General features: G+C 68.7%; 20 protein-coding genes and 1 pseudogene. 2 read left to right on the top strand and 19 right to left on the bottom strand.

What is annotated here, in order from left to right:
• The 7 genes and pseudogenes from METUNV1_RS07180 to METUNV1_RS07150 all read right to left on the bottom strand — a co-directional run.
• Nucleotides 1–200 (bottom strand): annotated as a pseudogene (locus METUNV1_RS07180) (IS110 family RNA-guided transposase); the annotation flags it as partial.
• 368 nt (nucleotides 201–568) lie between these two features.
• On the bottom strand, nucleotides 569–1,552 hold the full coding sequence (locus tag METUNV1_RS07175; protein ID WP_008060323.1) for a 2-hydroxyacid dehydrogenase: 984 nt from the start codon (nucleotides 1,550–1,552) through the stop codon (nucleotides 569–571).
• 192 nt (nucleotides 1,553–1,744) lie between these two features.
• Nucleotides 1,745–2,482, bottom strand: a complete 738-nt coding sequence (locus tag METUNV1_RS07170; RefSeq protein ID WP_008060321.1) for an SDR family oxidoreductase — start codon at nucleotides 2,480–2,482, stop codon at nucleotides 1,745–1,747.
• An 11-nt stretch (nucleotides 2,483–2,493) separates the two neighbouring features.
• A complete protein-coding gene (locus METUNV1_RS07165) occupies nucleotides 2,494–4,017 on the bottom strand; it encodes an efflux transporter outer membrane subunit (RefSeq protein ID WP_043359297.1) in 1,524 nt (507 codons plus the stop codon).
• 13 nt (nucleotides 4,018–4,030) lie between these two features.
• Nucleotides 4,031–7,213, bottom strand: coding sequence for an efflux RND transporter permease subunit (locus METUNV1_RS07160; RefSeq protein WP_008060318.1), 3,183 nt, complete (start codon nucleotides 7,211–7,213; stop codon nucleotides 4,031–4,033).
• A 4-nt stretch (nucleotides 7,214–7,217) separates the two neighbouring features.
• Nucleotides 7,218–8,423 carry an efflux RND transporter periplasmic adaptor subunit gene (locus tag METUNV1_RS07155; RefSeq protein ID WP_008060316.1) on the bottom strand — a complete coding sequence of 402 codons (1,206 nt, stop codon included), beginning with the start codon at nucleotides 8,421–8,423 and terminating at the stop codon, nucleotides 7,218–7,220.
• Between the two features lie 46 nt (nucleotides 8,424–8,469).
• A complete protein-coding gene (locus METUNV1_RS07150; RefSeq protein ID WP_008060314.1) occupies nucleotides 8,470–9,327 on the bottom strand; it encodes an alpha/beta hydrolase in 858 nt (285 codons plus the stop codon).
• A gap of 177 nt (nucleotides 9,328–9,504) precedes the next feature.
• Here METUNV1_RS07150 and METUNV1_RS07145 point away from each other — a divergent pair, with 177 nt between their 5' ends.
• Nucleotides 9,505–10,503: a LysR family transcriptional regulator gene (locus METUNV1_RS07145; protein WP_008060311.1), complete on the top strand. Its 999-nt coding sequence runs from the start codon at nucleotides 9,505–9,507 to the stop codon at nucleotides 10,501–10,503.
• 4 nt (nucleotides 10,504–10,507) lie between these two features.
• Here the strand turns inward: METUNV1_RS07145 and METUNV1_RS07140 are convergent, their stop codons facing one another.
• The 6 genes from METUNV1_RS07140 to METUNV1_RS07115 all read right to left on the bottom strand — a co-directional run bounded on the left by METUNV1_RS07140 (nucleotide 10,508) and on the right by METUNV1_RS07115 (nucleotide 14,752).
• Nucleotides 10,508–11,791 carry a PP2C family protein-serine/threonine phosphatase gene (locus tag METUNV1_RS07140; RefSeq protein ID WP_008060309.1) on the bottom strand — a complete coding sequence of 428 codons (1,284 nt, stop codon included), beginning with the start codon at nucleotides 11,789–11,791 and terminating at the stop codon, nucleotides 10,508–10,510.
• Nucleotides 11,792–11,838: 47 nt separating this feature from the next.
• Complete coding sequence (locus METUNV1_RS07135) at nucleotides 11,839–12,279, bottom strand: ATP-binding protein (protein WP_008060308.1); 441 nt, start codon at nucleotides 12,277–12,279, stop codon at nucleotides 11,839–11,841.
• The gene (locus tag METUNV1_RS07130) at nucleotides 12,263–12,607 is read right to left on the bottom strand and encodes an STAS domain-containing protein (protein WP_008060307.1); all 345 of its coding nucleotides are present in this window, start codon (nucleotides 12,605–12,607) and stop codon (nucleotides 12,263–12,265) included. Before METUNV1_RS07130 ends, METUNV1_RS07135 begins: the two co-directional genes overlap by 17 nt.
• 196 nt (nucleotides 12,608–12,803) lie before the next feature.
• A complete protein-coding gene (locus tag METUNV1_RS07125) occupies nucleotides 12,804–13,268 on the bottom strand; it encodes a hypothetical protein (RefSeq protein ID WP_008060306.1) in 465 nt (154 codons plus the stop codon).
• A gap of 59 nt (nucleotides 13,269–13,327) precedes the next feature.
• A complete protein-coding gene (locus tag METUNV1_RS07120; RefSeq protein WP_008060305.1) occupies nucleotides 13,328–14,116 on the bottom strand; it encodes an alpha/beta hydrolase in 789 nt (262 codons plus the stop codon).
• A 90-nt stretch (nucleotides 14,117–14,206) separates the two neighbouring features.
• Entirely contained in the window at nucleotides 14,207–14,752 is a 546-nt protein-coding gene (locus METUNV1_RS07115; RefSeq protein ID WP_008060304.1) for a GNAT family N-acetyltransferase, read from the bottom strand.
• A gap of 78 nt (nucleotides 14,753–14,830) precedes the next feature.
• On the opposite strand from METUNV1_RS07115, the gene METUNV1_RS07110 reads away from it, so the two are divergent.
• Nucleotides 14,831–15,544: a haloacid dehalogenase type II gene (locus tag METUNV1_RS07110; RefSeq protein ID WP_008060297.1), complete on the top strand. Its 714-nt coding sequence runs from the start codon at nucleotides 14,831–14,833 to the stop codon at nucleotides 15,542–15,544.
• A gap of 10 nt (nucleotides 15,545–15,554) precedes the next feature.
• Here the strand turns inward: METUNV1_RS07110 and METUNV1_RS07105 are convergent, their stop codons facing one another.
• From METUNV1_RS07105 to METUNV1_RS07080, 6 genes are all read right to left on the bottom strand, one after another.
• Nucleotides 15,555–17,048 carry an MFS transporter gene (locus METUNV1_RS07105; protein WP_008060295.1) on the bottom strand — a complete coding sequence of 498 codons (1,494 nt, stop codon included), beginning with the start codon at nucleotides 17,046–17,048 and terminating at the stop codon, nucleotides 15,555–15,557.
• 148 nt (nucleotides 17,049–17,196) lie between these two features.
• Nucleotides 17,197–17,706 (bottom strand): formaldehyde-activating enzyme, encoded by a 510-nt coding sequence (gene fae / locus METUNV1_RS07100; RefSeq protein ID WP_008060293.1) that lies wholly within the window; start codon nucleotides 17,704–17,706, stop codon nucleotides 17,197–17,199.
• An 85-nt stretch (nucleotides 17,707–17,791) separates the two neighbouring features.
• Nucleotides 17,792–18,658 (bottom strand): triphosphoribosyl-dephospho-CoA synthase, encoded by an 867-nt coding sequence (locus tag METUNV1_RS07095; RefSeq protein WP_043359320.1) that lies wholly within the window; start codon nucleotides 18,656–18,658, stop codon nucleotides 17,792–17,794.
• A gap of 5 nt (nucleotides 18,659–18,663) precedes the next feature.
• Nucleotides 18,664–19,620: an ATP-grasp domain-containing protein gene (locus METUNV1_RS07090; protein WP_008060291.1), complete on the bottom strand. Its 957-nt coding sequence runs from the start codon at nucleotides 19,618–19,620 to the stop codon at nucleotides 18,664–18,666.
• 4 nt (nucleotides 19,621–19,624) lie between these two features.
• Entirely contained in the window at nucleotides 19,625–20,623 is a 999-nt protein-coding gene (mch, locus tag METUNV1_RS07085; RefSeq protein ID WP_008060290.1) for a methenyltetrahydromethanopterin cyclohydrolase, read from the bottom strand.
• Between the two features lie 10 nt (nucleotides 20,624–20,633).
• A complete protein-coding gene (locus METUNV1_RS07080; protein ID WP_043359292.1) occupies nucleotides 20,634–21,782 on the bottom strand; it encodes an ATP-grasp domain-containing protein in 1,149 nt (382 codons plus the stop codon).
• Nucleotides 21,783–21,804: the final 22 nt, after the last annotated feature.

The raw sequence follows: 21,804 nt of genomic DNA, 5'->3' as shown, positions 1-21,804 counted from the left end.
AGACGGTGGTAGGTGCCAGTCGACTCGCAGGCGAAGCGCACAGCGCCCGGGGGCAAGGTGCGCAGCCAGCCGCGGATGGCCGCGGCGGTGTTGTCAATGCGCAGTACCGGCGAGCGGCCGTGCTCGGCGATGTCCAGCCAGCGCTTGGAGACGTCGATGCCAAAGCAAGTGGATTCGGTCTGACTTGTCACGATGAGCACCTCCGGACTAAGGTTGAAGGGCTTGTCGGGATCACCGGGGCACAGGCTTGCAGGATATGGTCGGTACCGTGACGGACGCGGTCCGAAGGATTCCTCATCGGTGCTTGGGGTGAAGGCGGGACATCTCTCCCACTGTCTGTACGTGCTTGCCGTCAGATGCGGCGCTCGTCCCTCCGCCCGACAAGCGTCCACTACTACGCTTGCCGAAGGTGAACATACAAGCGGCGCCCTCGCCGCGATTTCGACGTTGAAACGGAGACGGCGCGTGACTGAAGGCCCGATAGCGGCGGGGGGCGCCGCTCCCACCGGAGGTTCGGGTGCAGGATTGAGCGGGTTTTGTGGGCGCGGCGCCTCGCCGCGATGCGGCCTCAGCGCTGCAGTACCTCCGGATTCAGCACCGTCGGCGGTGTGCCGCCGGTCAGGATGGCGATCAGGTTGTCGGCGGCGAGGTCGGCCATGGCTTTGCGGGTGGCGCCGGTGGCGCTCGCGATGTGCGGCGTGAGCACGGTGTTGGGCAGGCCGAGCAGGCCCGGGTGCAGTTTCGGTTCGCCCTCGAACACGTCGAGCGCGGCGGCGGCGATGCGCTGCGCGCGCAGCGCGTCGACCAGCGCCGCATCATCGACCACGCCGCCGCGCGCGATATTGGTCAGCGTGGCGGTCGGTTTCATCCGCGCCAGTTCGGCCGCACCGATGGCGTGATGCACTGCCGGCGAGTAGGGCACCACCAGCACCAGGTGGTCGGCCTCGCGCAGCAGCGTGTCCTTGTCCACCCAGCGCGCGCCCAGCGGCGCCTCGATGTCCGGCGAGAGCCGGCTGCGGTTGTGGTAGATCACCTTCATGCCGAAGCCGAGTGCGCCGCGCCGCGCGATGGCCTGGCCGATGCGGCCCATGCCGAAGATGCCCAGCGTGGCGCCATGCACGTCGACGCCATTCATCAGGCCGTAGGTCCAGTGGGTCCATTGTCCGGCGCGCAGGAAGCGCTCGCTTTCGGTGACCCGGCGGGCGGCCGCCATCATCAGCGCGAAGCCGAAGTCGGCGGTCGATTCGGTCAGCACGTCCGGCGTGTTGCTCACCGCGATGCCGCGTGCGGTGCAGGCGGCGAGGTCGATGTTGTTGTAGCCCACCGCCATCGTGCACACCGCACGCAGGTCGGGGCAGGCGTCGAGCAGCGCGGCGTCGATCTTCTCGTTGGCGGTGATGAAGGCGCCACGCTTGCCCTGCAGCCGGGCGATCAGTTCGGACGGTGACAGCAGCTGATCGGCCTGGTTGGATTCGACCTCGAAATGCTGCGACAGGCGGTCCAGCAGTTCGGGCAGGACGTAGCGGGCGACGAGGATGGCAGGGCGGCTCAAGACGGGCTCCGGAAACGTGATGAGGAGCCGCGAATCTAGCGCGGGTGCGGCACGCGGGCGAGCCGCGGCGCACAAGTGTTCTGCGCCGGAGGGCGGCACAGTGACCCGATAAGCCGACACTGCCGGCGAGGCCGTGCGGCGATGAATTGCCGCACGGCCTCGATTTGAAGCTTGCTGCTTGAATCCTGTCGCTTACCAGGGCAGCGCTTCGCCCATGTGGAAGAAGCCGCCGGTCGGGCCGTCCGCCGGCAGCGTGGCCAGCTGCACGCTGGTCTTGCCGCCGTCGGCCAGTTCCATCGGCGCGTTCGGGCCGCCCATGTCGGTCTTCACCCAGCCCGGGTGGGCGGAATTCACCTTGATCGCAGTACCCTTCAGTTCCGCCGCCAGATGCACGGTGAAGGCATTGAGTGCGGTCTTGGAGGCGTTGTAGGCCACTTCCTTGGCCGGGCCGATCGGCGAATCCGGCGCGCTGTGCACACCGAGCGAACCGAGGATGGACGACAGGTTCACGATGCGGCCGGCCGGCGCCTTGCGGATCAGCGGCAGCAGCACCTGGGTCAGTTCGATCACCGAGAACAGATTGACGTTGAAGGTACGGCGCAGCACGTCCTGCGACACCGTGCTGGCATTCGGCGCGAAGAAGTCGGCCAGCGCGATGCCGGCGTTGTTTACCAGGATGTCCAGCCGGCCATAGACCCGCTCGAAGTGATCATGGATGGTGCGGAAGCTTTCCGGCTTTTCCGCGTCGAAGCCGATGGCCGAGGCGTGGATGCCTTCGGCGCGCAGCGCGGCGACCGCTTCTTCGCCCTTGTCCGGATTGCGTACGCCGATCACCACTTCGATGCCCAGCTTGCCCAGGCCACGTGCGGTTTCCAGACCGATGCCGCGGTTGCCGCCGGTGATGAAGGCGACTTTCTGTTGCGTGTTCATGGTGCTTCTCCTCAGTGATTGCGTGCGTGCAGGATCTGGTCCGGCCCTGCGTCGGATGGTAATGCGGATGTCGTGTCCGGTGCAGCCTGCGCCCAGCCGCCGCCCAGCGCACGGATGAGACCGACCGCAGCCCGCGCGCGTTCGCCTTCGAGCTGGGTGGCGACCCGGCGCTGCAGCAGCACGCTGCGGTCGGCGTCGATCACGTCGAGCTGGCTGACCGACCCTTCGCGGTAGCGGATCTGCGACAGTTCTGCCGCGCGCGCGGCGGCGCGCACCGCCTCGTTCTGGGTCTGCGTCTGTTGCGCCAGGATGCGCAGCGCGGCCAGCTGGTCTTCGACCTCGCGGAAGGCGTTCAGCACGGTCTGCCGGTAGTGGGCCACATCTTCCTCATAGGCGGCACGGGCGCGCTCCAGACCGGCTTCGCGCGCGCCGCCGTCGAAGATGGGCAGCGTGAGCGCAGTGCCGACCAGCGGCCCGAGCACGAAGCTGCGCGTGCTCCACTGGAACAGATTGCCCAGTTCGGACGATTCGTAGCCCAGCGCACCGGTCAGGTTGAGCCGCGGAAACCAGGCCGCCTGCGCGATGCCGACGCGGGCGTTGGCGGCCGCCATCGCGCGTTCGGCGGCAGCGATGTCCGGTCGCCGCTCCAGCAGTGCGGATGGCAGGCCGGGCGGCACCGTCACCGTGACCGCCTGCAGCGGCCGGGCCTCCAGCGCGAAGTCCGCGGGCGCACGGCCGGTCAGCAGCGCCAGCGCGTGTTCGGCACTGGCGCGCCGGCGCGACACGCCCAGCGATTCCGACTGCGCCGACGCCAGTTCGGTCTTCGCGCGGGCCAGTTCCAGCTCGCTCACGTCGCCCTCGTCGTAGCGCCGCTGCATCAGCCGGAGCGCATCGGCCCGCAGCGTGACGGTGCTCGCATACAGCGCCTGTTCGGCGTCCAGTTCGCCGAGCAGGAAATAGGTCTGGGCAACGTCGGCCTGCAAGGCCAGCTGCAGTGAGCGGAACAGCGCCTCGCGCTGCTGCGCGGTGAAGGTTGCGGCGTCGACGCCGGCGGCGACCCGGCCGAACAGATCCACCTCATAGGACACGGTGGCCTGGGCGCGCCACAGCGTGAGCGCGCTGCCGTCAGCGCCGTCGTCCAGACCGCGGGCGGCGGGCGACTGGCGCTGGCGGGTCGGGCCGAAGCCCGCGCCCACCTGCGGCGACTGCTGCGAGCGGGCGTCGCGCACCAGCGCCCGCGCCTGGGCCAGCCGCGCGGCCGCGGCCTTCAGGTCCTGGTTGGCGTCCATGGCCCGGGCGACCAGGGTGTTCAGGCGGTCGTCGCCGAACACGGTCCACCATTCGCCGCGCGCCTGGTCTTCCGACGGCTGGGCCGGCTTCCAGTCGCTGTTGCCCGCCGCCGCTTCCTTGAAGGCCTGCGGCGTATCGACCGCCGGGCGCTCGTAGGTCTGCATGACCGAGCAGCCGGCCAGCACGAGCAGGCTTACGCTCAGCACGACGCCGCGACGCAGGGCAGAGAGATCGAATGCGTTCATGTCTTGCTCCGGATCAGTGGGCCGCCGCTGCGACATCGGGCAGCGGGGTATGGCCGGCGTGGGTCAGCTTGCGGCCGGAGGCCTTGCGCAGCAGCACGTAGAACACCGGCGTCAGGAAGAGGCCGAAGAAGGTGACGCCCAGCATGCCGGAGAACACCGCCACGCCCATGGCATGACGCATTTCCGAGCCGGCGCCGCTCGAGGTGACCAGCGGCACCACGCCCATGATGAAGGCGATGGAGGTCATCAGGATGGGGCGCAGCCGCAGCCGGCTGGCTTCGATCGCGGCCTCGACGATGCCGTGTCCGCGCAGTTCCAGTTCGCGGGCGAACTCGACGATCAGGATGGCGTTCTTCGCCGACAGCCCGACCAGCACCATCAGCCCGATCTGGGTGAAGATGTTGTTGTCACCGGCGGTGAGCCAGACACCGGTCAGCGCGGCCAGGATGCTCATCGGCACGATCAGGATGACCGCCAGCGGCAGCGTGAGGCTTTCGTACTGCGCGGCCAGCACCAGGAACACCAGCAGCACGCTGATCGGGAACACCCACACTCCGGCGTTGCCGGCCAGAATCTTCTGGTAGATCAGGTCGGTCCATTCGTACTTCACGCCGCGCGGCAGCACCTCCGCCGCGATGCGCTCGGCGGCGGCCTGCGCCTGATCGGACGAATAGCCGGGCGCCGGGCCGCCGTTGATGTCGGCCGCGGTGTAGCCGTTGTAGCGCACCACCATTTCCGGGCCGAAGCTCTGTTTCACCTTGACCAGCGAGGACAGCGGCACCATGTCGCCATTCGCGTTGCGCGTCTTCAGCGCCAGGATGTCGGCGGCTTCGGCGCGGAAGGGCGCGTCGGCCTGGGCACGCACCTGATAGACGCGGCCGAAGCGGTTGAAGTCATTCACGTACAGCGAGCCGAGATAGATCTGCATGGTGTCGAACACGTCGGTGATGCCGACGCCGAGCTGCTTGGCCTTCACCCGGTCGAGATCCACGTCGAGCTGGGGCACGTTGATCTGGTAGCTGGAAAAGGATGGACCCAGTTCTGGCGCCTTCGCGGCGGCGGCGATGAAAGCTTCCTTGGCCGCATCCAGTTCGGCGTAGCCGAGCGCACCCCGGTCCTGCAGCTGCAGCTTGAAGCCGCCCAGCGTACCCAGACCCATGACCGGCGGCGGCGGGAACACCGCGATGTAGGCGTCCTTGATGTCGGCGAACTTGGCGTTCAGCGACGCAGCGATGGCGCCGGCCGACAGTTCCGGGCTCCGGCGCTCGTCGAAGGGCTTCAGCGTGGCGAACACGATGCCGGCGCTCGAACTGTTGGTGAAGCCGTTGATCGACAGCCCGGGGAAGGCCACCGCGCTCTCGACGCCAGGCTGCGCCAGCGCGATGTCGCCCATGCGGCGGATCACGTCCTCGGTCCGGTCGATCGACGCACCGGCCGGCAGCTGGGTGAAGCTGATCAGGTACTGCTTGTCCTGCGCCGGCACGAAGCCGCCGGGCACCAGATACGACAGACCGACCGTCGCGCCGAGCAGCAGCGCATACACGCCCATGGCCGCGCCCTTGTGCCGGATCACGCCCTTCACGCCGCTGCCGTAGCGCTCCGAACTGCGGTTGAAGAAGCGGTTGAAGCGCGCGAAGAAGCCGCCGAACAGCGCGTTCATCACCCGGGTCAGCGCGTCCGGCTTCGCATCGTGGCCCTTCAGCAGCAGGGCGGCCAGCGCCGGCGACAGCGTGAGCGAGTTGAAGGCGGAAATGACGGTCGAGATCGCGATGGTCATCGCGAACTGCTTGTAGAACTGGCCGGTCAGGCCGGTCATGAAGGCCAGCGGCACGAACACCGCCACCAGCGTCAGCGCGATCGCGATGATGGGGCCGCTCACTTCCTGCATCGCTCTATAGGTCGCCTCACGTGCCGACAGCCCTTCGGCGATGTTGCGCTCGACGTTCTCGACCACCACGATGGCGTCATCGACCACGATGCCGATGGCCAGCACCATGCCGAACAGCGACAGCGCGTTGATCGAGTAGCCGAAGCCCAGCATCAGCGAGAAGGTGCCGACGATGGACACTGGCACCGCCAGCAGCGGAATGATGGAGGCGCGCCAGGTCTGCAGGAACACGATGACCACCAGGACCACCAGCGCAATCGCTTCCAGCAGCGTGGTGATGACCGCCTTGATCGACGCGCGCACGAACTGCGTCGGGTCATACACGATGCGGTACTCGACCGAGGGCGGGAAATCCTTGGCCAGTTCGGCCATGGTTTCGCGTACCGCGGCCGACACGTCGAGCGCGTTCGCACCCGGTGCCTGGCGGATCGGCAGCGCCACCGCCGGCTTGTTGTTCAGCAGCGAACGCAGTCCGTATTCCGACGCAGCCAGTTCAACACGCGCGACGTCGGCCAGCCGGGTGATGCTGCCGTCCGGCGAGGACTTCAGGATGATGTTGGCGAATTCCTCCTCGCTCTGCAGCCGGCCCTGCGCATTGACCGAAAGCTGCAGCGGCACGTCGCGGCCGCTGGGCGAGGCACCGATCACGCCGGCGGCCACCTGCACGTTCTGTTCGCGGATCGCGCGCACCACGTCGGTCGCGGTCATGCCGCGCTGGGCCACCTTCTGCGGGTCCAGCCACACGCGCATCGCGTAGTTGCCGGCGCCGAACAGGCCGACCTCGCCGACGCCCTTGATGCGCGCCAGGCGGTCCTTCACGTTGATCACCGCATAGTTGCGCAGATAGGTGGTGTCGTAGCGGTCGTCCGGCGAAATCAGGTGCACCACCATGGTGAGCGTGGGCGAACTCTTGAGCGTGGTGACGCCCAGGCGCTGCACGTCTTCCGGCAGCCGGGGCATCGCCTGCGCGACCCGGTTCTGCACCAGCTGCTGCGCCTTGTCCGGGTCCATGCCGAGGTTGAAGTACACGGTCAGCGTGAGGTTGCCGTCGCTGTTGGCCTGCGACTGCATGTACAGCATGTCCTCGACGCCATTGATCGCCTCTTCCAGCGGCGAAGCCACGGTTTCGGCGATCACCTTGGGGTTGGCGCCCGGGAACTGGGCGCGCACCACGACAGAGGGCGGCACCACTTCCGGGTATTCGGAAATCGGCAGCTGGAACAGCGACAGCGCGCCGGCCAGCAGGATGATGACCGACAGCACGCCGGCGAAGATCGGCCGGTCGATGAAGAACCTTGAAATGTTCATGGCATCAGGCCTTCACGGCGGCACGTTGACGGGCCGGCTGCGCCGGGGCGTCGACCAGGCTTTCGCGGTTCATCGGCACCTCTTTCGGCGCCACGGTGTCGCCCGGCCGGGTGCGCTGCAGGCCGCTCACGACGATGCGCTCGCCGGCCGCCAGTCCGCTCTCGATCACGCGCAGGCCGCTCTGCCGTGCGCCCAGCCGCACCTCGCGGTAGGCGGTACGGTTCTGCTCGTCGAGCACCAGCACGTAGCGCTTGTCCTGGTCGGTGCCGATGGCGCGTTCGTCGATCAGCACCGCCTCGCGCGGCGCGCCGCCGCCCAGGCGGATGCGCGCATACAGGCCCGGCAGCAGCCGGCCGTCCGCGTTGTCGAACACCGCGCGCACGCGGATGGTGCCGGACGAGGTGTCGAGCCGGTTATCGACCGACGAGATGCCGCCGCGCCGCGAGTAACCGTCCTCGTCGGCCAGGCCGAGATAGACCGGCACCGGTTCGGCCTTGCTGCGCTGCGCCGGATTCACGTATTTCAGGAAGCTCTGTTCATCCACGTCGAAGGCGGCGTAGATGCGGTCGACCGACACCAGCGTGGTGAGCGGCGGCGTACCGGCGCCGGCGGCGACGATATTGCCCACCGTCACTTCGGCGCGCGAAATGCGGCCGGACACCGGTGCCACGATGCGGGTGTATTCGAGATTGAGTTTCGCCGCGGTCAGCGCGGCCTGTGCCGCCTGCACCTGGGCATCGGCTTCGCGGGCCGCGTTCTGCTTCTCGTCCAGGTCGCGCTTGGCGATCGCGTTGTCGGCGGACAGACGCTGGCCGCGCGCCAGTTCGGTCGCGCTGTAGGCGGCGCGGGTCTGGGCGGCGGCCAGCTGGGCCTGCGCGCGCTCCACCTCCGCCGCGTACGGACGCGGATCGATGGTGAACAGCACCTCGCCCTTCTTCACGTAGGCACCGTCGCGGAAGTGCACCGCGGTGAGCGTGCCCGACACCAGCGGACGGATGTCCACGCGGTCAACGGCTTCCAGCCGTCCGGAATAGTCCTGCCAGTCGATGATGGTCTGCGGCTTCACTTCCGCCACCTCGACCGCGGGTGCGGCCGGTGCGGCGGCCGCCTTCGGCGGGTCGGCCTGCGCGCGCAGCGCGACGAAGCCGCCGCCGGCGAGCAGTGAGGTGAGCAGCAGTGCGAGGGTGGTGCGCCTGTAGGGCAAGGTCATGGCAGAGCTCCCGGTTGCGATGAATGTGTGGCTGTTGTTGTGGTGTTCAGGGGCGCCCGGCGTCACTGCAGGCGCCGAGCCGGCAGCGCAGGAACTGCAGCAGGCAGTCGCGCAGCTGCGGATGGGCGAGCAGAGCGGCATGATCGGCGCCGGCGTAGCGTTCGACCTGGGTGTGCACGCCAGCCGAAATGAGTGCGCCGGCATAGCTTTCGGCTTCGCAGTGCAGCAGGTCCTGGGCCGCGGTGGCGATGTAGGCGGGCGGCAGGCCGGCCTGGCGGCAGGATTCCAGCGGTGCGGCATACGGGTGCAGGCGCTGCGACAGCTGCGGCAGGTACTGGCGGTAGCAGTGCGCGAAATCCGCGGCGCTGACCGCGGCGGGCAGCGGTGCGGCATGACCGGCGCGCGTCATGCTCGGGTCCAGCATCGGGCCGATCAGCACCTGGGCGGCGATCTTCAGGTCCTGCCGGTCGCGCGCGATCAGCGCGAGCGAGGCGGCCAGATTGCCGCCGGCCTCTTCGCCGGCCACCGCGATGCGCCGGTCGTCGGCACCCAGCGAGGCAGCGTGTTCCGCCGCCCAGCGCAGCGCGGCATAGGCGTCTTCCGGCGCGGCGGGGAAGGGGTGTGCCGGCGCCAGCGCGTAATCGACCGACACCACCACCGCGGGCAGGTGGCCGGCGATGTGGCGGGCCATCGGCTCGGCGTCGTCGAGCGAACCGCCGACGAAACGGCCGCCGTGCAGGTAGAGCACCAGCGGCAGCAGCGCTTCGGCCGCCGGCTGATACAGGCGCAGCGGCAGCCGGCCGTTCGGGCCGGCAATGTCCAGATTGCGTATCCGGAGCGCGGCCTGAGGGGCGGAGGCGCCGGCGGGCGGCGTGGCAGAGGAGGGCGGTACGGCGGAAGTCATCGGTCAATCCGGGCCAGGCATGCCGGCGTCAAGGCGTGAGCGGATTGTCGATGTTGGTGATTGATGGATAAACTGTGCAAATCCGATAACACTGTTATCGTAGTCTGAACAATTGATCACCACTGTTGCCGCCCGGTCGGACGGCAGCAGGCGTCTGTTTACACCGCGGGGAGTGCCATGGATCGCTTCCAGGCCATGCAGGTTTTCGTTCGGGTGGTGGATTCGAACAGCTTCACGCGGGCGGCCGACAGCCTTGGCCTGCCGCGCGCCACCGTCACCACCGCGGTACAGCAGCTGGAGAATCTGCTGCAGGTGCGGCTGCTCAACCGCACCACGCGTCGCATCAGCCTGACGCCGGACGGCGCGGCCTATTACGAACGCTGCGCACGCATCCTGGCCGACGTCGAGGAGGCGGAAACGTCGTTCCGCGAGGTGTCGCGCGGCCCGCGCGGCAAGCTGCGCATCGATGTGCCGCCGCCGATCGGCCGGCTGGTGCTGATTCCGCGCATGTGCGAATTCCACAGCCGCTATCCGGACATCGAACTGGCGATCGGCATGGGCGACCGCCCGGTCGATCTGGTGCGCGAGAGCGTCGACTGCGTCATCCGCGTCGGCGAACTGCAGGATTCGTCGCTGGTGGGTCGGCGCATCGGCACGATGGAAACAGTCACCTGCGCGTCGCCCGACTACATCGACCGTCACGGCGAACCGCGCGTGCTGGCCGACCTGCAGCATCATCGCGCGGTGCATTATTTTTCGAGCCGCACCGGACGCATCTACGACCTTGATTTCGTCGTGGAGGGCGAGGTGACCGAGGTGAAGGTACCGGGCAAGGTGTCGGTGAACGACAGCGATGCCTACGTCGCCAGCGGCCTGCAGGGTTTCGGCCTGATCCAGCCGCCACGCTTCATGGTGCAGGCCCACCTGCAGTCGGGCGCGCTGCGCGAGGTGCTGCCGCAGTGGCGGCCGTCATCGATGCCGATTTCGGTGGTCTATCCGCACAACCGTCATCTGTCGCCCAAGGTTCGCGCCTTCGTCGACTGGGCGGCCGAACTGTTCGGCCGCTGCCCCATCCTCGGCGGCTGCGAGGGGGCGTCGACCGAATGCAGCTTCGTGCCCGGCTCCGAAGGCCACGTCCGTCAGGCGGTGCTGGGCATCGAGGCCGAAACCTACTGACGCGTCAGCGCGGCGGGCGGCGCAGCGCGAGCAGCGTGAGGTCGTCCGGCAGCGGACGGCCGCCGGCGTGGGCGCTGACCGCATCGCGCAGCGCGGCGATCAGCGTGGCAGCGTCGCCGTCGTGGCGGGCGGTGCGGGCCAGCAGGCGCGACTCGCCGAATTCCTCTCCGTCCGTATCCGGCGCTTCGGTCAGACCGTCGGTATAGCCGAGCAGCGTATCGCCGGGGTGCAGCGTGACTTCGGCGGCTTCGAACGCGACCTGTTCGAACACGCCGAGCAGGGCGCCGCGCGGCAACGGCAGCAGCCGCGCGCCCTCGTCGTTCAGCAGCACCGGCGGCGGATGACCGCCGGCGGCGTAGCGGAGCCGGCCGCTGACCGTGTCGAGAAAGCCGCACAGCAGCGTGACGAACATGTTCACCTCGTTGCCTTCGCACAGCTGGTCGTTGACCTGGCGCAGCAGCAGCTCCGGTGCGCGGACACCCATCGCGGTGATGCGGACCAGGCCCACCACCCGCGCCATGAACAGCGCGGCCGGAATGCCGTGGCCGGACACGTCGCCGACGCAGAAGAACAGCGTGTGCGGGTCGACCAGGAAGGCGTCGTACAGGTCGCCGCCCACCGCCGAGGCGGACGCGATGCGGGCGGCCACGTCGATGTCGCTGCGCTCCGGAAACAGCGGTTCGCGGTGCGGCAGCATGCTGGCCTGGAGCTGGCGCGCCACGTCCAGTTCCTGTTGCAGGTATTCCAGTTCCAGCTGGCGTCGCTGTGCTCTGAGCATGACTTCGTTGCTGCGCCGCATGCGCACCGACACCACCGACAGCAGGTTGCGGGCGATGCCCGGCAGCGTGCTGAGCTGCTGCCAGAACAGTTCGCGCGGCAGCCGCAGCACCCGCGCGTCGCTCAGCGCAAGCACCAGCGCCGACACCGGCTGGCCGTCCCCGGCGGACATTTCGCCCACGGTTTCGCCCGGCAGCACTTCAACCGCCGAGGTCGCGGGCGCACGGCTGTCGAGCACCGCCCCCAGTCTTCCGGACAGCAGCAGATAGACCGCGTCATTCGCCTCGCCCGGCCGCAGCAGCGGCGTGCCGGCGGGGAGCGCCAGCACTTCGCAGCCGGCCAGAGCGTTTTCGACCCGCTCCGGGTCAGCGTCGCGGAACAGCGCCAGCCAGGTGATCGGGCGGCTGCGGCGATCACTGCCGCGACGGCAGCCGGGTACCGCGTCGCTGCGTGCACGGCGGTCGGTGGCGCTGCGCTGGAAGGGCGTGCGCCGTATCGGGTCGGAAGACATGAAGGGCTGTGGAGGCGTATTCAGGGGGCGGGAATGCGCGCCGCGGATCAGACGGTTTCGGACCAGGCCACCACCACCGTGAGGTGATTGCAGGCGTCCTCGCGGCGGTAATGCAGGCGGTCGGCGAAATGACGCATCAGCGTGATGCCCAGCCCGCCCGGTTGCAGCGTTTCGAGCGATCCCGCCTGCGGGCGCGGCTCGATGGTCAGCGGATCGAAGGCGGCGCCGTGGTCGCGGATGACGAGCACCGCTTCGCAGCGGCCGCCGAGTGCACTGACATCGAAATGCAGCGTGACCGGCAGCGCGGCGTCGCCGCCGTGGGCGGCGATGTTGGCCAGCGCTTCGTCCAGGCACTGGTCCAGCCGCGCCACCGCGTCGGCCGGCACCGCCTGCGCCGCGCTGCGGGCATGCAGCCAGCGCGTGGCGTCGGCCATCGCGGCGCCGAAGCCGTGCAGTACCCGTGTGTCGTCGTCAGGCGAGTGCCGCACGCTCGGCGTCGGCCAGATCACTGAAGACCGGAATCATCTGCGGGATGCCGGTGGCGTCGAGCACCTTGCCGACCGCGTCGTTCTGGCCCACGAACAGCACCAGCCGGCCACCGCGCTGCTGCTGTGCCTTGGCGTTGATCACCAGCGCACGGATGCCCATCGAGGCGAGAAACGCCACGCCGGTCAGATCGACCACGATGCGGTGCTCGGAACTGGCGGCCAGTGCGGCAAAGCGGGTCGAGATGGCGTCGGTGCCCGGCACGTCGAGCCGGCCGGTGATGACGATGCGACGCAGCGCGGGGCTCACGTCGGTGAATTCGATGCTCATGATCTGGGAGTCCGGGGTCTGGCGATTCGCCGCTGCGGACTTTATGAATGAACTGTGACCGCCTCGTGACAGGACGATGTGCGCGGCAAAAAAATGGCCGACCCGGGGGGAGGTCGGCCAACCGTGTATCAACTCACTTCATGACAGCAATCAAGGATCGCAGCGCAGTGTGACCGCCCAGTGTTACAGGACGATCTCAGTCCCGCTTGCGGCGGACACAGTCCTCGAAGCCGTGGTTGCCGTCCTTGAATTCCGGTTCGTAGTAGAACTTGCGGAAGCGCCAGTCACCGGAGCGGCTGCGTTCGAAGCGGGCGATGCCGGTGCCGTAGTCGCGGGTGCTCTGGTCCGGCAGCGCGAAGTGGATGGCCATCTGCCGGCCGTGCGAGGCGGCGTGACCGCGATAGACGCCATAGCCGGGCACGTCCAGCGTAAAGGTGTAGGCGCCGTAGGCCCCGGTGCTCTGGGCGGCCACCCGCTCCAGCGTGACGGTGCCGGTATACGGGCCTTCGTGGTGATCCTGCCCGGTGCAGTCATAAGTGCCGCTGAAATCCGGACCGGTGAAGGCGGCCGGTGCGGCGGCGCCGGCAGTGCCGGCATGCAGCAGCGCGACCAGCGCGAGCGGGGCGAAGGCGGAGAGGACGGTGGATTTCCGGGTGTTCAAGTGCGGGCTCCGTGAAGGGATGGAAAGGAGAGTGCGGGGCGGGGCAGGACGTGGCCGGCTCAGGGCAGCTGCATCCAGTCGACGATGCGGCCCACCACTTCGGCTTCGATGCCGTTGAAACCGTGGAAGGCGAAGGCCTCGCAGGGGTCGCCGCGGCTTTCACCGCCGCTGACCATCATGGTTTCGCTGCGCGATGCGCCGCTCAGCCGCCCGGTCAGCGCAGGCAGGTCGGCCGGCGCGCAGTGGCTGCAGCCGTCCTGGTCGTGATGCACCACCAGCACCGGGATGCGGAGGCGTTCGAGGGCCATGGCCGGCACCGGCCGGCCCCGGCTGTCTGACAGGATGGTGGAGGTCAGCACCAGACCGTCCGGGCCGCCGGCGTCGGCCAGTTCGATGGCGGCATGGGCGGCCGACTGCGTGCCGCGGCTGGTGGCCACCAGCCACACCGGTCCCGGCCCCTGGCTGCGCAGCCAGGCAATCGCGGCGCGGATGTCGGCCACGTGTTCCGGTGTCTGCCGGAAGCCGGCGAGAAAGGGCGCGGTCTGCCGGTCCGAGGGCGCGTCGAGCACCGCCACCCGCAGGCCGCGGTCGGCGAACGGGCGGCGGGTGCGCACCACGAAATTCCCGTCGCCCCACTTCATGCCGCCGCCGGACTGGATCTGCAGACCGCCGTGACCTCCGGCCAGCAGCAGCACCGACCCGCGTGCCGCCGGCGGTGAAACGACCAGCAGTCGTTCGGTCACGCCGGGCCGGCTCGGAATGTCGACCACGGTCTGTGTCGGCTGGGCCAAGGCGGCGAGCGTGGTCACGCACAGAAGCAGTGAAACGAGCAGGCGCTGCAGGGTCATCGCAGTTGTTCGTCCTGAGAGGTCGTGTGTGGTGGCAGAGGGGTGCGGTGCGCGGGCGATTGTGACGGTGTGCCGGCGTCGCCGGCAAGCTCACGCGCGCTCGGCCAGATCCTTTTCCAGCAGGTGCAGATCGAGCGTACCGCGCAGCGGCTGGCCGCTGCGTCCGTCGGCCGGATAGGGCAGACGCCGGCCGCAGTCGCGGTAGCCGCGCCGGAGGTAGAAGGCCTTCAGTTCGGTGCGTTCGCCGATCACGGTGAGCAGCGCCACGGTGGCACCGAAGCGCGTGCGCGCCCAGTCTTCGGCCGCCTGCAGCATCTGCCTGCCGAGCCCGCCGGTCTGCCGGGCCGGCGTCACCGCAAGCATGCCGATATGGGCGCCGTCGGCATCCGCTTCGATGCGCACGCAGGCGACCAGGGCGTCGTCGAGCAGGCCGGTCAGCAGGACCGCATGGTCGCCGGATGAGGCGATCAGTGCCGCAACCGCGGCCGGGTCGGTGCGCGCACCGCGGATCAGGGCCGATTCGTGGGTCCAGCCTTCCTCCCCTGCCTGCGGCCGGTAGGCGGTGTTTACCAGACGGGTGATGTCCGCCGCGTCGTCGGCAATGGCGGGGCGGATGTGCAGCGGCTGCGGTGGCATGGTGCATGCGCCTGAAGTGCGGAGCGCGGATAATCGCATGCCGTGCAGTCACGGGTCAGCGGAGCGGAGGAGAGCGGCATGGAGGAGGCAGTGAAGCAGGTGCGGGCGCTGGTGTTCGACGTGTTCGGCACCCTGGTGGACTGGCGCGGCTCGATCGCGCGCGAGGTCGCGGCGGTGTTCGGCGACCGGGTCGATCCATTTGCCTTCGCCGACGACTGGCGGGCGCAGTACCAGCCGGCGATGGAGGAAGTGCGGGCCGGCCGCATTCCGTTCTGCAAGCTCGACCGCCTGCACCGCCGCAATCTCGATATCGTGCTGGCGCAGCACGGACTGCAGGACACCGCCGAGGCGGTCCGGGTCGACCTCAACCTGGCCTGGCACCGCCTCGATGCCTGGCCGGACGTGGCGCCCGGCCTGCAGCGGCTGCGTGCGCGCTACCGGCTGGCGCCGTGCTCGAACGGGCATATCGCGCTGATGGTGAATCTGGCGCGGCGCAACAGCCTGCCCTGGGACGCGATCACCGGGGCCGAACTGGCACGTGACTACAAGCCCAAGCCAGTGGTCTATCTGTCGGCCGCCGATGCCTTCGATCTGGCGCCCCATGAAGTGATGATGGTGGCTGCCCATTCATCCGATCTGGAGGCCGCCGCCGCCGCCGGCCTGCGTACCGCCTTTGTCGCGCGCCCGGACGAGCATGGCCCGGGACTCGGCGAGGCGCAGGCAGCGGCAGCGGTCGATCTGTCGGTCACGAGCGTGATCGAACTGGCGGAGCGGCTGGAGACGCAAGGCTGAGGCGCGCGTCTCAGTCCCGCGTGCGCAGCAGCCGGATCACCAGCACGCAGGCCGCACCGACCAGCAGCGCACCGCACAGCGCGGTGAACTGCAGCGCGTCGGTGAAAGCGGCCCGCGCCGCGGTCGCCAGCGCTTCGCCGGCAGCGCCGGCGGCCGCAGCCTGTTCCAGCGTGTCGCCCAGGGTGCCGGGGCTGACACTGCCCGGCAGTCGAGCCTCCAGCCCGTGCCGGTAGATCAGCGTGCCCAGGCTGCCGAACAGCGCGATGCCCAGCGCGCCGCTGAATTCGGCACTGGTTTCCGAGAGCGCCGCGGCCGCGCCCGCGCGTTCGGCCGGCGCCGAACTGACGATGATGTCATTGCCCACGGTGAATACCGGTGCCATGCCCAGACTCATGACCACGGTGGCGGCGATCAGCACCAGCAGCGTGTGCGGCCCGCCGGTGGCGCACAGCAGCGCGAAGCCGGCGGTGGTCACCGCCATGCCGCCGATCAGGATGCGCGAGGCCGCCACACGGCGCGCGAGGCGCGGCGTGAGCAGCGACCCGAACACGAAGCCGAGCGACCACGGCAGGATGGCCAGACCCGCCTGCAGCGGCGACAGGCTGAGCACCCACTGCAGATACTGGGTGATGAAGATGTAGACGCCGAAGATGGCAAGGCAGGACAGCGCGTAGGCGGCGATGGTGGCGCTGAAGGCCGGTCGCGCGAACAGCGCGAGGTCGAGCAGCGGATCGGTCAGCTGGCGCTGGCGGCGCACGAACAGCAGACCGAACACGATGCCGGCCGCCAGCGCGGCGGCTTCGGTCAGGCCGAACCCGTGTGCCGCGGCCTGCTTCAGCCCGTAGATGCAGCTCAGCACCGCGGCGATGGACAGCACCACGCTGGCCGGATCGATGGGTCCGGGCTGCGGGTCGCGGTACTCCGGCAGCAGCGTGGGGCCGAGTGCCAGCAGCAGGAGCATGACCGGCACCGCGGGCAGGAAGGTGGCGCCCCAGCTCCAGTGCTGCAGCACCAGACCGCCGGCCAGCGGACCGATGGCACTGCCGACCGAAAACGCGGTGATCCAGATACCGATCGCGAACTGCCGTTCGTGCTCGTCATGGAACATGTTGCGGATGAGCGAAAGCGTGGACGGCGCCAGCGTGGCACCGGCGATGCCCAGCAGCGCGCGGGCGGCGATCAGCGTTTCGGCCGTATGTGCGAAGGCGGCCAGCAGCGAGGTGAGCGCGAAGGCCGCGGCACCGATCAGCAGCAGCCGGCGCCGGCCGATGCGGTCGCCCAGCGTGCCCATGGTGATGAGCAGGCCGGCCACCATGAAGCCGTAGATGTCGATGATCCACAGCAGCTGCGCCGGGTCGGGCCTGAGGTCGGCGCTGATCGCCGGCAGGGCCAGGTTGAGCACCGTGAGGTCCATCGCGTAGACCAGACAGGGCAGCGCGATGACCGCGAGACCCGTCCATTCCCTGCGGGTGGCGCGTGTGGGGGCTTGGAGTGTGCTGCGCATGGAAACCGGGTGAAACGGAAGGACGCGTGAGAGCGTGATGCCGGAGACCGCGCCTTACGGTCGCGTCAGGACTGAACAAAAGAAAAACGCCTCCGGCCTTGCGGCCGGAGGCGTCTTCAGCACGTGTGCTGTAACCGAGTCGTAAGACTTAGTTGGCAGCGAACGGGTGCGTGGCCGAGCCCTTCTTGGCAACCACTTCGGCTGCGGTCGGGGTGCCGGCAACTGCGCGTGCGATCGATTCCTTGGTCGCGCGGTAGTTGTAGTCCTGGATCTTGGCGTCGTCTTCGGCCAGCCAGTGGATGAACACGCCAACCGAGATGAACAGGTCGTCGGCTTCGTCAGCCGGGATGGTGCCGTCAGCAACGCTGTCAGCCACGGCCATGGCAACGCCACGCTGTGCCGGGCCAAACATCTGGACAGCCTGCTTGGCGCCCTTGATGGTCACCTTGTTGAACATGACGGTAGCCGGCTTGACGACCAGGTTCGGGGCAACGACGGCCAGCAGGGAGGTGAAACCATCCTTGTTGTTGACCAGGGCGTTCGCGAACGCGGTCTCGGCAGCGCTGCCGCGCGGGCCAATCAGCAGGTCGATGTGAGCAACTTCGTTGCCGTCACCAACCAGGGACTCGCCGACACGCAGACCGTTAATCTTCGCCATATTGAATCTCCTCATTTACAAGGCAGTTATAGGGGGTTTCCCCCCCCGGGTGGATAACCCATGTTCCGGGGTGCGAAACACAGGATCAAAACTTCTTCTCGCGCTGGGCGCAGGTTTCTTCGATCACACCGGCCAGAAAGGCCGTCACCACGGTGAGGTCGGCGCTCGTACCGGGATTGATTCCGTGGTTTTTAAGCTCTTCATCCCATGCCAGCAGCGCGTCTTGCATCATAACCGGATCGCCGCATTGTTCAAGCCGATCGTACATCTGCACGCCTTTTTCGCGGATCGAACGCGCCGTTTCCGCACCATGTTTGCGCGCGATATGGGTGTCGGGAATCAATGCGAGACAGAACATGAACACAGTGGTCGCCGCCCATGCTTCGCTGCACCATGAACGACGCGCTGCAATAAATCTGGGCAGCAGATGATCGAACACCAGTGCATGTCCGTTTGCGTACAGTGCGGCGATGCTGTCGCGGTGCGCCGCGATGTCCATCGCCTGCTTAAGCGTGATCGACGGCGCTTCGGCCACATCGTGTTCGGATCGTTCCCCGATGCCGGCCGGATGCGCCAGACGGATTGCCGCATAGGCGTGTGACGCGTCGGTGACATCGAGCGCGGTCAGTGTGCGCTGCAGCGAATGGCGCAGCGTTTCGTCCGGCTTTCGTTGCAGTGCGGTATGCGCAATCGGTGCGCAGCCGAGCACGATGCCCAGATTGGTGTTGCAGCCGACCGCGGCCCAGGTCGCGCGCATCGCGTCCTCGATCCGTTCGCCGACTGTGGCGCCGGGGCGACACAGCGGCGCCGCTGCCGCGTCGGCGCTGGCGATGAAGTCGGCCACCTGCATGCGGTGACCGTCGCCGTGCAGGCCGACATTGCCCGGCTTCAGCGCTTCGATGTCGAGCCGGCAGGCGCGGCGGAACAGCGCTTCCAGCGTTTCGTGGTTCACCGCGCTCAGCACGCGATCTCGCCCGCGCGCGGGATGCGCGTGATCAGATCGTCGGCCAGCGCCTGCGCGATGTTCAGGCTGGTCACGCCCTGCAGGCCTTTCCATGCCGGTATGCTGTTCACTTCGAGCACGGTGAGCTGGCCGTGGTCGTCACGCAGGATGTCGATGCCGGCGTAATCCATGCCGCAGGCGCGGGTGGCGTCGACCGCCAGCTGCATCAGCGCATCGTCCGGCGACACCGGAATGGCTTCGCACACGCCGCCCTGGGCGACGTTGTTGAGCCAGCTCTTGCCCCGACGCAGCATGGCGGCCACCGGCCGGCCGGCAATCACCATGACCCGCCAGTCCGACCACTCGCCCACGCTGTCGCGCGAGCGTGCGCTGTAGCGCTGCATGTACCAGACATTGCCCAGCGTTTCCGCTGCCGGCAGCGCGTCGCCGGCCTTCAGCCGCACGATGCCTTCGCCCTGCGAACCGAACAGCGGCTTTACCAGCACGTCGTGCCCGGCGGCGAATTCGCGCATCAGCACCGCGCGCGCCTCGGCGTCCTGTTCGGTCACCCAGGTCGGCGGCGTCGGGATGCCCGCGTGATGCAGCAGCACGCTGGTCATCGCCTTGTCCACGCTCTTCTCGATCGCGCGCGCGTGGTTGTAGACCGGTATGCCCAGTTCGCCGAGGTAGTGCAGGAAATCCATGCGCAGCACCACCTGCTGCAGCGAGCCACCGGCCACGCCGCGCACGAACACCGCCTGCGGCAGCGCCTGTTCGAAGCCGGGCATCACCACGCCGGAAATGCCGCGCTGCAGGTCGATGTGGCACTCGCCGAGCGCGACATAGCGCGCGCTGAGACCGCGCGCGCGGAAGGCCTCGACCAGCCGCTTGCCGTGCCAGCCCGGATCGTCGGTGACGATGGCGATGTCAGGCGAAGGCCTCGCCTGACCCGCCGGATGCGACTTCAGCACGGGCTCACTTGCCCTCGCCGAAGGACTTCGCCAGCAGCTCGGTGTTGATCTGGCCGGCGCGGAAGCTCTTGCCGGTGCGCAGATTGCTCACCACCACGCGGGCCGGCGCGAACAGCATCGGGTCGATCTTGTAGAAGTCGTACTTCACTTCCTTGAACACCTCGGCGAACGGACGGCCGTAGTCGCGCGAAGCGGAGGAGGGCAGCTTCTGCGCCAGGTCTGCCGCGGCGTCGTCTTCGCAGTCGACATAGAGCTGGGCGACGCCGCCGAACAGGATGGCGTCGTTGGTGCGGCCCATGGCGTTCAGGAAGTCGGGCGCCGGCGGCGCGATCGGTGCGCTGGCCGAGCCATCGACGATCTGCTGCAGCGGGAAGCCGAGTGCGTGCACCTTGTGCAGCGCCACTTCCAGCACGCGGCCCACCACCTGCACCGTGCCGGCCAGGCTGCGGGTCGGGGTCAGGATGAGGGTGACGCCATCGTCCGGCACATTGCAGTCGCGGCGGATCTTGGCCAGCACTTCGGCCGGCGGCTGACGGTCGACTTCCAGCACCAGCACGGCGTGCTGCGCGTCGTCCTTGTAGCCCAGTTCCTTGTACAGCGGCTCCTTCACCGCCAGCGCGCGGCCCGGGCCGGAACCCAGCGCGTGGAAGGCGTCCTTGCCCTCGCCGTGCGACAGGCTCCAGCCGGCGTACTGGCTGGCCAGACAGGCGACGACAGGGTGGGTGGAATGCACGTTGATGATGAGCGGCCAGTGCGCTTCACGCGTGTTGAACGTGGCGGTGCCGAGGCCGCCCATGCAGATTTCGGTGATGCGGCGGCCGGCTTCGATGCCGCCCGGCACGTTGATGCCGGCGTCGATCACGCGGCCGCCGCCGGGCAGCGCGTCGACCTTGATGCGCAGTGCATCGGCGTCGCGCACCAGACCTTCGACCAGAGCCATCACATGCTTGCCTACGCTGGGCTGTGCGCCGGTCAGTACCGGTCCGTGTTCGGGACTGCTCATTTCGTTCTCCTCAGGAAAAGACTGTTGTCATCATCTGCGCGGCGTCCGGATGGACGCCGAACATGTCCAGCACCTCGCGTTCGCGCTGCTTCAGCAGCCGGCCTGCCGCCGCGCCGTCGCCGGCTTCCGCATGCACCGTGCACAGCGGCGCGGCGCGCGGCACGACGCTGCCGGCCGCAGGGCGGTCACCGCACCAGCGCGGCCAGCGCGCGTCGTCGCCGACCGTCATGTCGCGGGGCGCGTACACCACACGCAGCCCCTTCACCGCACCGGCCACCGGATTCACGTCCGTCAGCCGGCCACGGCAGGCGGCTATGTGCGCTGCGAACAGACCGCCGGCAACCCGGTGCCCGTACAGCATCATGGTTGCGGTCGGGCGGGGATTGATCTCGATCAGCACCGGCTCGCCGTCGGCATCCATCACCAGATCGATGCCGTTGAGCCCGCGCAGCCCGAAGGCTGCGCTCAGCCGGTCCAGCGAGCGTTCCAGTCGCGCGCTGACCGAGCGGTCGCAGGGCAGATCGCCGGTCGCTTCGCACCATGCGTAAGGACCGGCCAGGCTGCCCGGCGTCTGCCGGCTCATGCCGATCACCCGCGCCTGCCGGCCGTCGGCCAGAAAGAGCATCGAAGCGGGCTGGCCGGCCACGCATCGCTGGCCGTAATGTCCGGCGGGCACCGCTTCGCCGCTGCGCGCATGCCGTATTCCGAGGCCGCCGCAGCCGCCGAGCGGTTTCACCAGCCAGCCGCTGTCAGGAATGGCATCCGGTCCGTCGTGCAGACGGATGTCGGGACTGCGCAGTCCGGCTGCCCGGGCGGCTTCCGCGACTGCCCGCGGATCCTTGCAGCGTGCAACCGTTGCTGCGTCATTGCCCAGCACCGGCGCGAAAGCCGCAAGTGCGGTCAGCGCATCCGGCCGTGCTTCGAAGCCCGAGCCGGCGATGATGCCGTCCCAGCCGTGCTCGCGTCGCATGCGCCCGATCAGCCCGGGCAGCGCGGTCTCGAAACCGTCCTCGCCGATGACGGCGCGGGCATGGCGCCGCGCCAGTGCCCGTGTGTCGGCGTCGCCCCAGGGGTCGATCACGTCACAGCTCATGCCGGCGTCGACGCAGGCCTGCGCAAGCGGTCGCGCGCTGCCTGCCACGATGAGCCAGTGAGACACCGGCCGCCGTTCCGTCAGAGCC

Origin of the sequence: Methyloversatilis universalis FAM5 (genome assembly GCF_000214035.2) — a bacterium.
Lineage (GTDB): Bacteria > Pseudomonadota > Gammaproteobacteria > Burkholderiales > Rhodocyclaceae > Methyloversatilis > Methyloversatilis universalis.
Note: the sequence above shows the minus strand (reverse complement) of the source record. Positions and strands in the feature narration are given on the sequence as shown.

What these genes read in the sequence shown, in the direction of transcription:
- METUNV1_RS07130 (WP_008060307.1), bottom strand. Translation starts at nt 12,607, where the DNA reads ATGAGCATCGAATTCACCGACGTGAGCCCCGCGCTGCGTCGCATCGTC.
- METUNV1_RS07165 (WP_043359297.1), bottom strand. Translation starts at nt 4,017, where the DNA reads ATGAACGCATTCGATCTCTCTGCCCTGCGTCGCGGCGTCGTGCTGAGC.
- METUNV1_RS07150 (WP_008060314.1), bottom strand. Translation starts at nt 9,327, where the DNA reads ATGACTTCCGCCGTACCGCCCTCCTCTGCCACGCCGCCCGCCGGCGCC.
- mch (WP_008060290.1), bottom strand. Translation starts at nt 20,623, where the DNA reads ATGAGCAGTCCCGAACACGGACCGGTACTGACCGGCGCACAGCCCAGC.
- METUNV1_RS07155 (WP_008060316.1), bottom strand. Translation starts at nt 8,423, where the DNA reads ATGACCTTGCCCTACAGGCGCACCACCCTCGCACTGCTGCTCACCTCA.
- METUNV1_RS07140 (WP_008060309.1), bottom strand. Translation starts at nt 11,791, where the DNA reads ATGTCTTCCGACCCGATACGGCGCACGCCCTTCCAGCGCAGCGCCACC.
- METUNV1_RS07145 (WP_008060311.1), top strand. Translation starts at nt 9,505, where the DNA reads ATGGATCGCTTCCAGGCCATGCAGGTTTTCGTTCGGGTGGTGGATTCG.
- METUNV1_RS07160 (WP_008060318.1), bottom strand. Translation starts at nt 7,213, where the DNA reads ATGAACATTTCAAGGTTCTTCATCGACCGGCCGATCTTCGCCGGCGTG.
- METUNV1_RS07115 (WP_008060304.1), bottom strand. Translation starts at nt 14,752, where the DNA reads ATGCCACCGCAGCCGCTGCACATCCGCCCCGCCATTGCCGACGACGCG.
- METUNV1_RS07105 (WP_008060295.1), bottom strand. Translation starts at nt 17,048, where the DNA reads ATGCGCAGCACACTCCAAGCCCCCACACGCGCCACCCGCAGGGAATGG.
- fae (WP_008060293.1), bottom strand. Translation starts at nt 17,706, where the DNA reads ATGGCGAAGATTAACGGTCTGCGTGTCGGCGAGTCCCTGGTTGGTGAC.
- METUNV1_RS07170 (WP_008060321.1), bottom strand. Translation starts at nt 2,482, where the DNA reads ATGAACACGCAACAGAAAGTCGCCTTCATCACCGGCGGCAACCGCGGC.
- METUNV1_RS07120 (WP_008060305.1), bottom strand. Translation starts at nt 14,116, where the DNA reads ATGACCCTGCAGCGCCTGCTCGTTTCACTGCTTCTGTGCGTGACCACG.
- METUNV1_RS07110 (WP_008060297.1), top strand. Translation starts at nt 14,831, where the DNA reads ATGGAGGAGGCAGTGAAGCAGGTGCGGGCGCTGGTGTTCGACGTGTTC.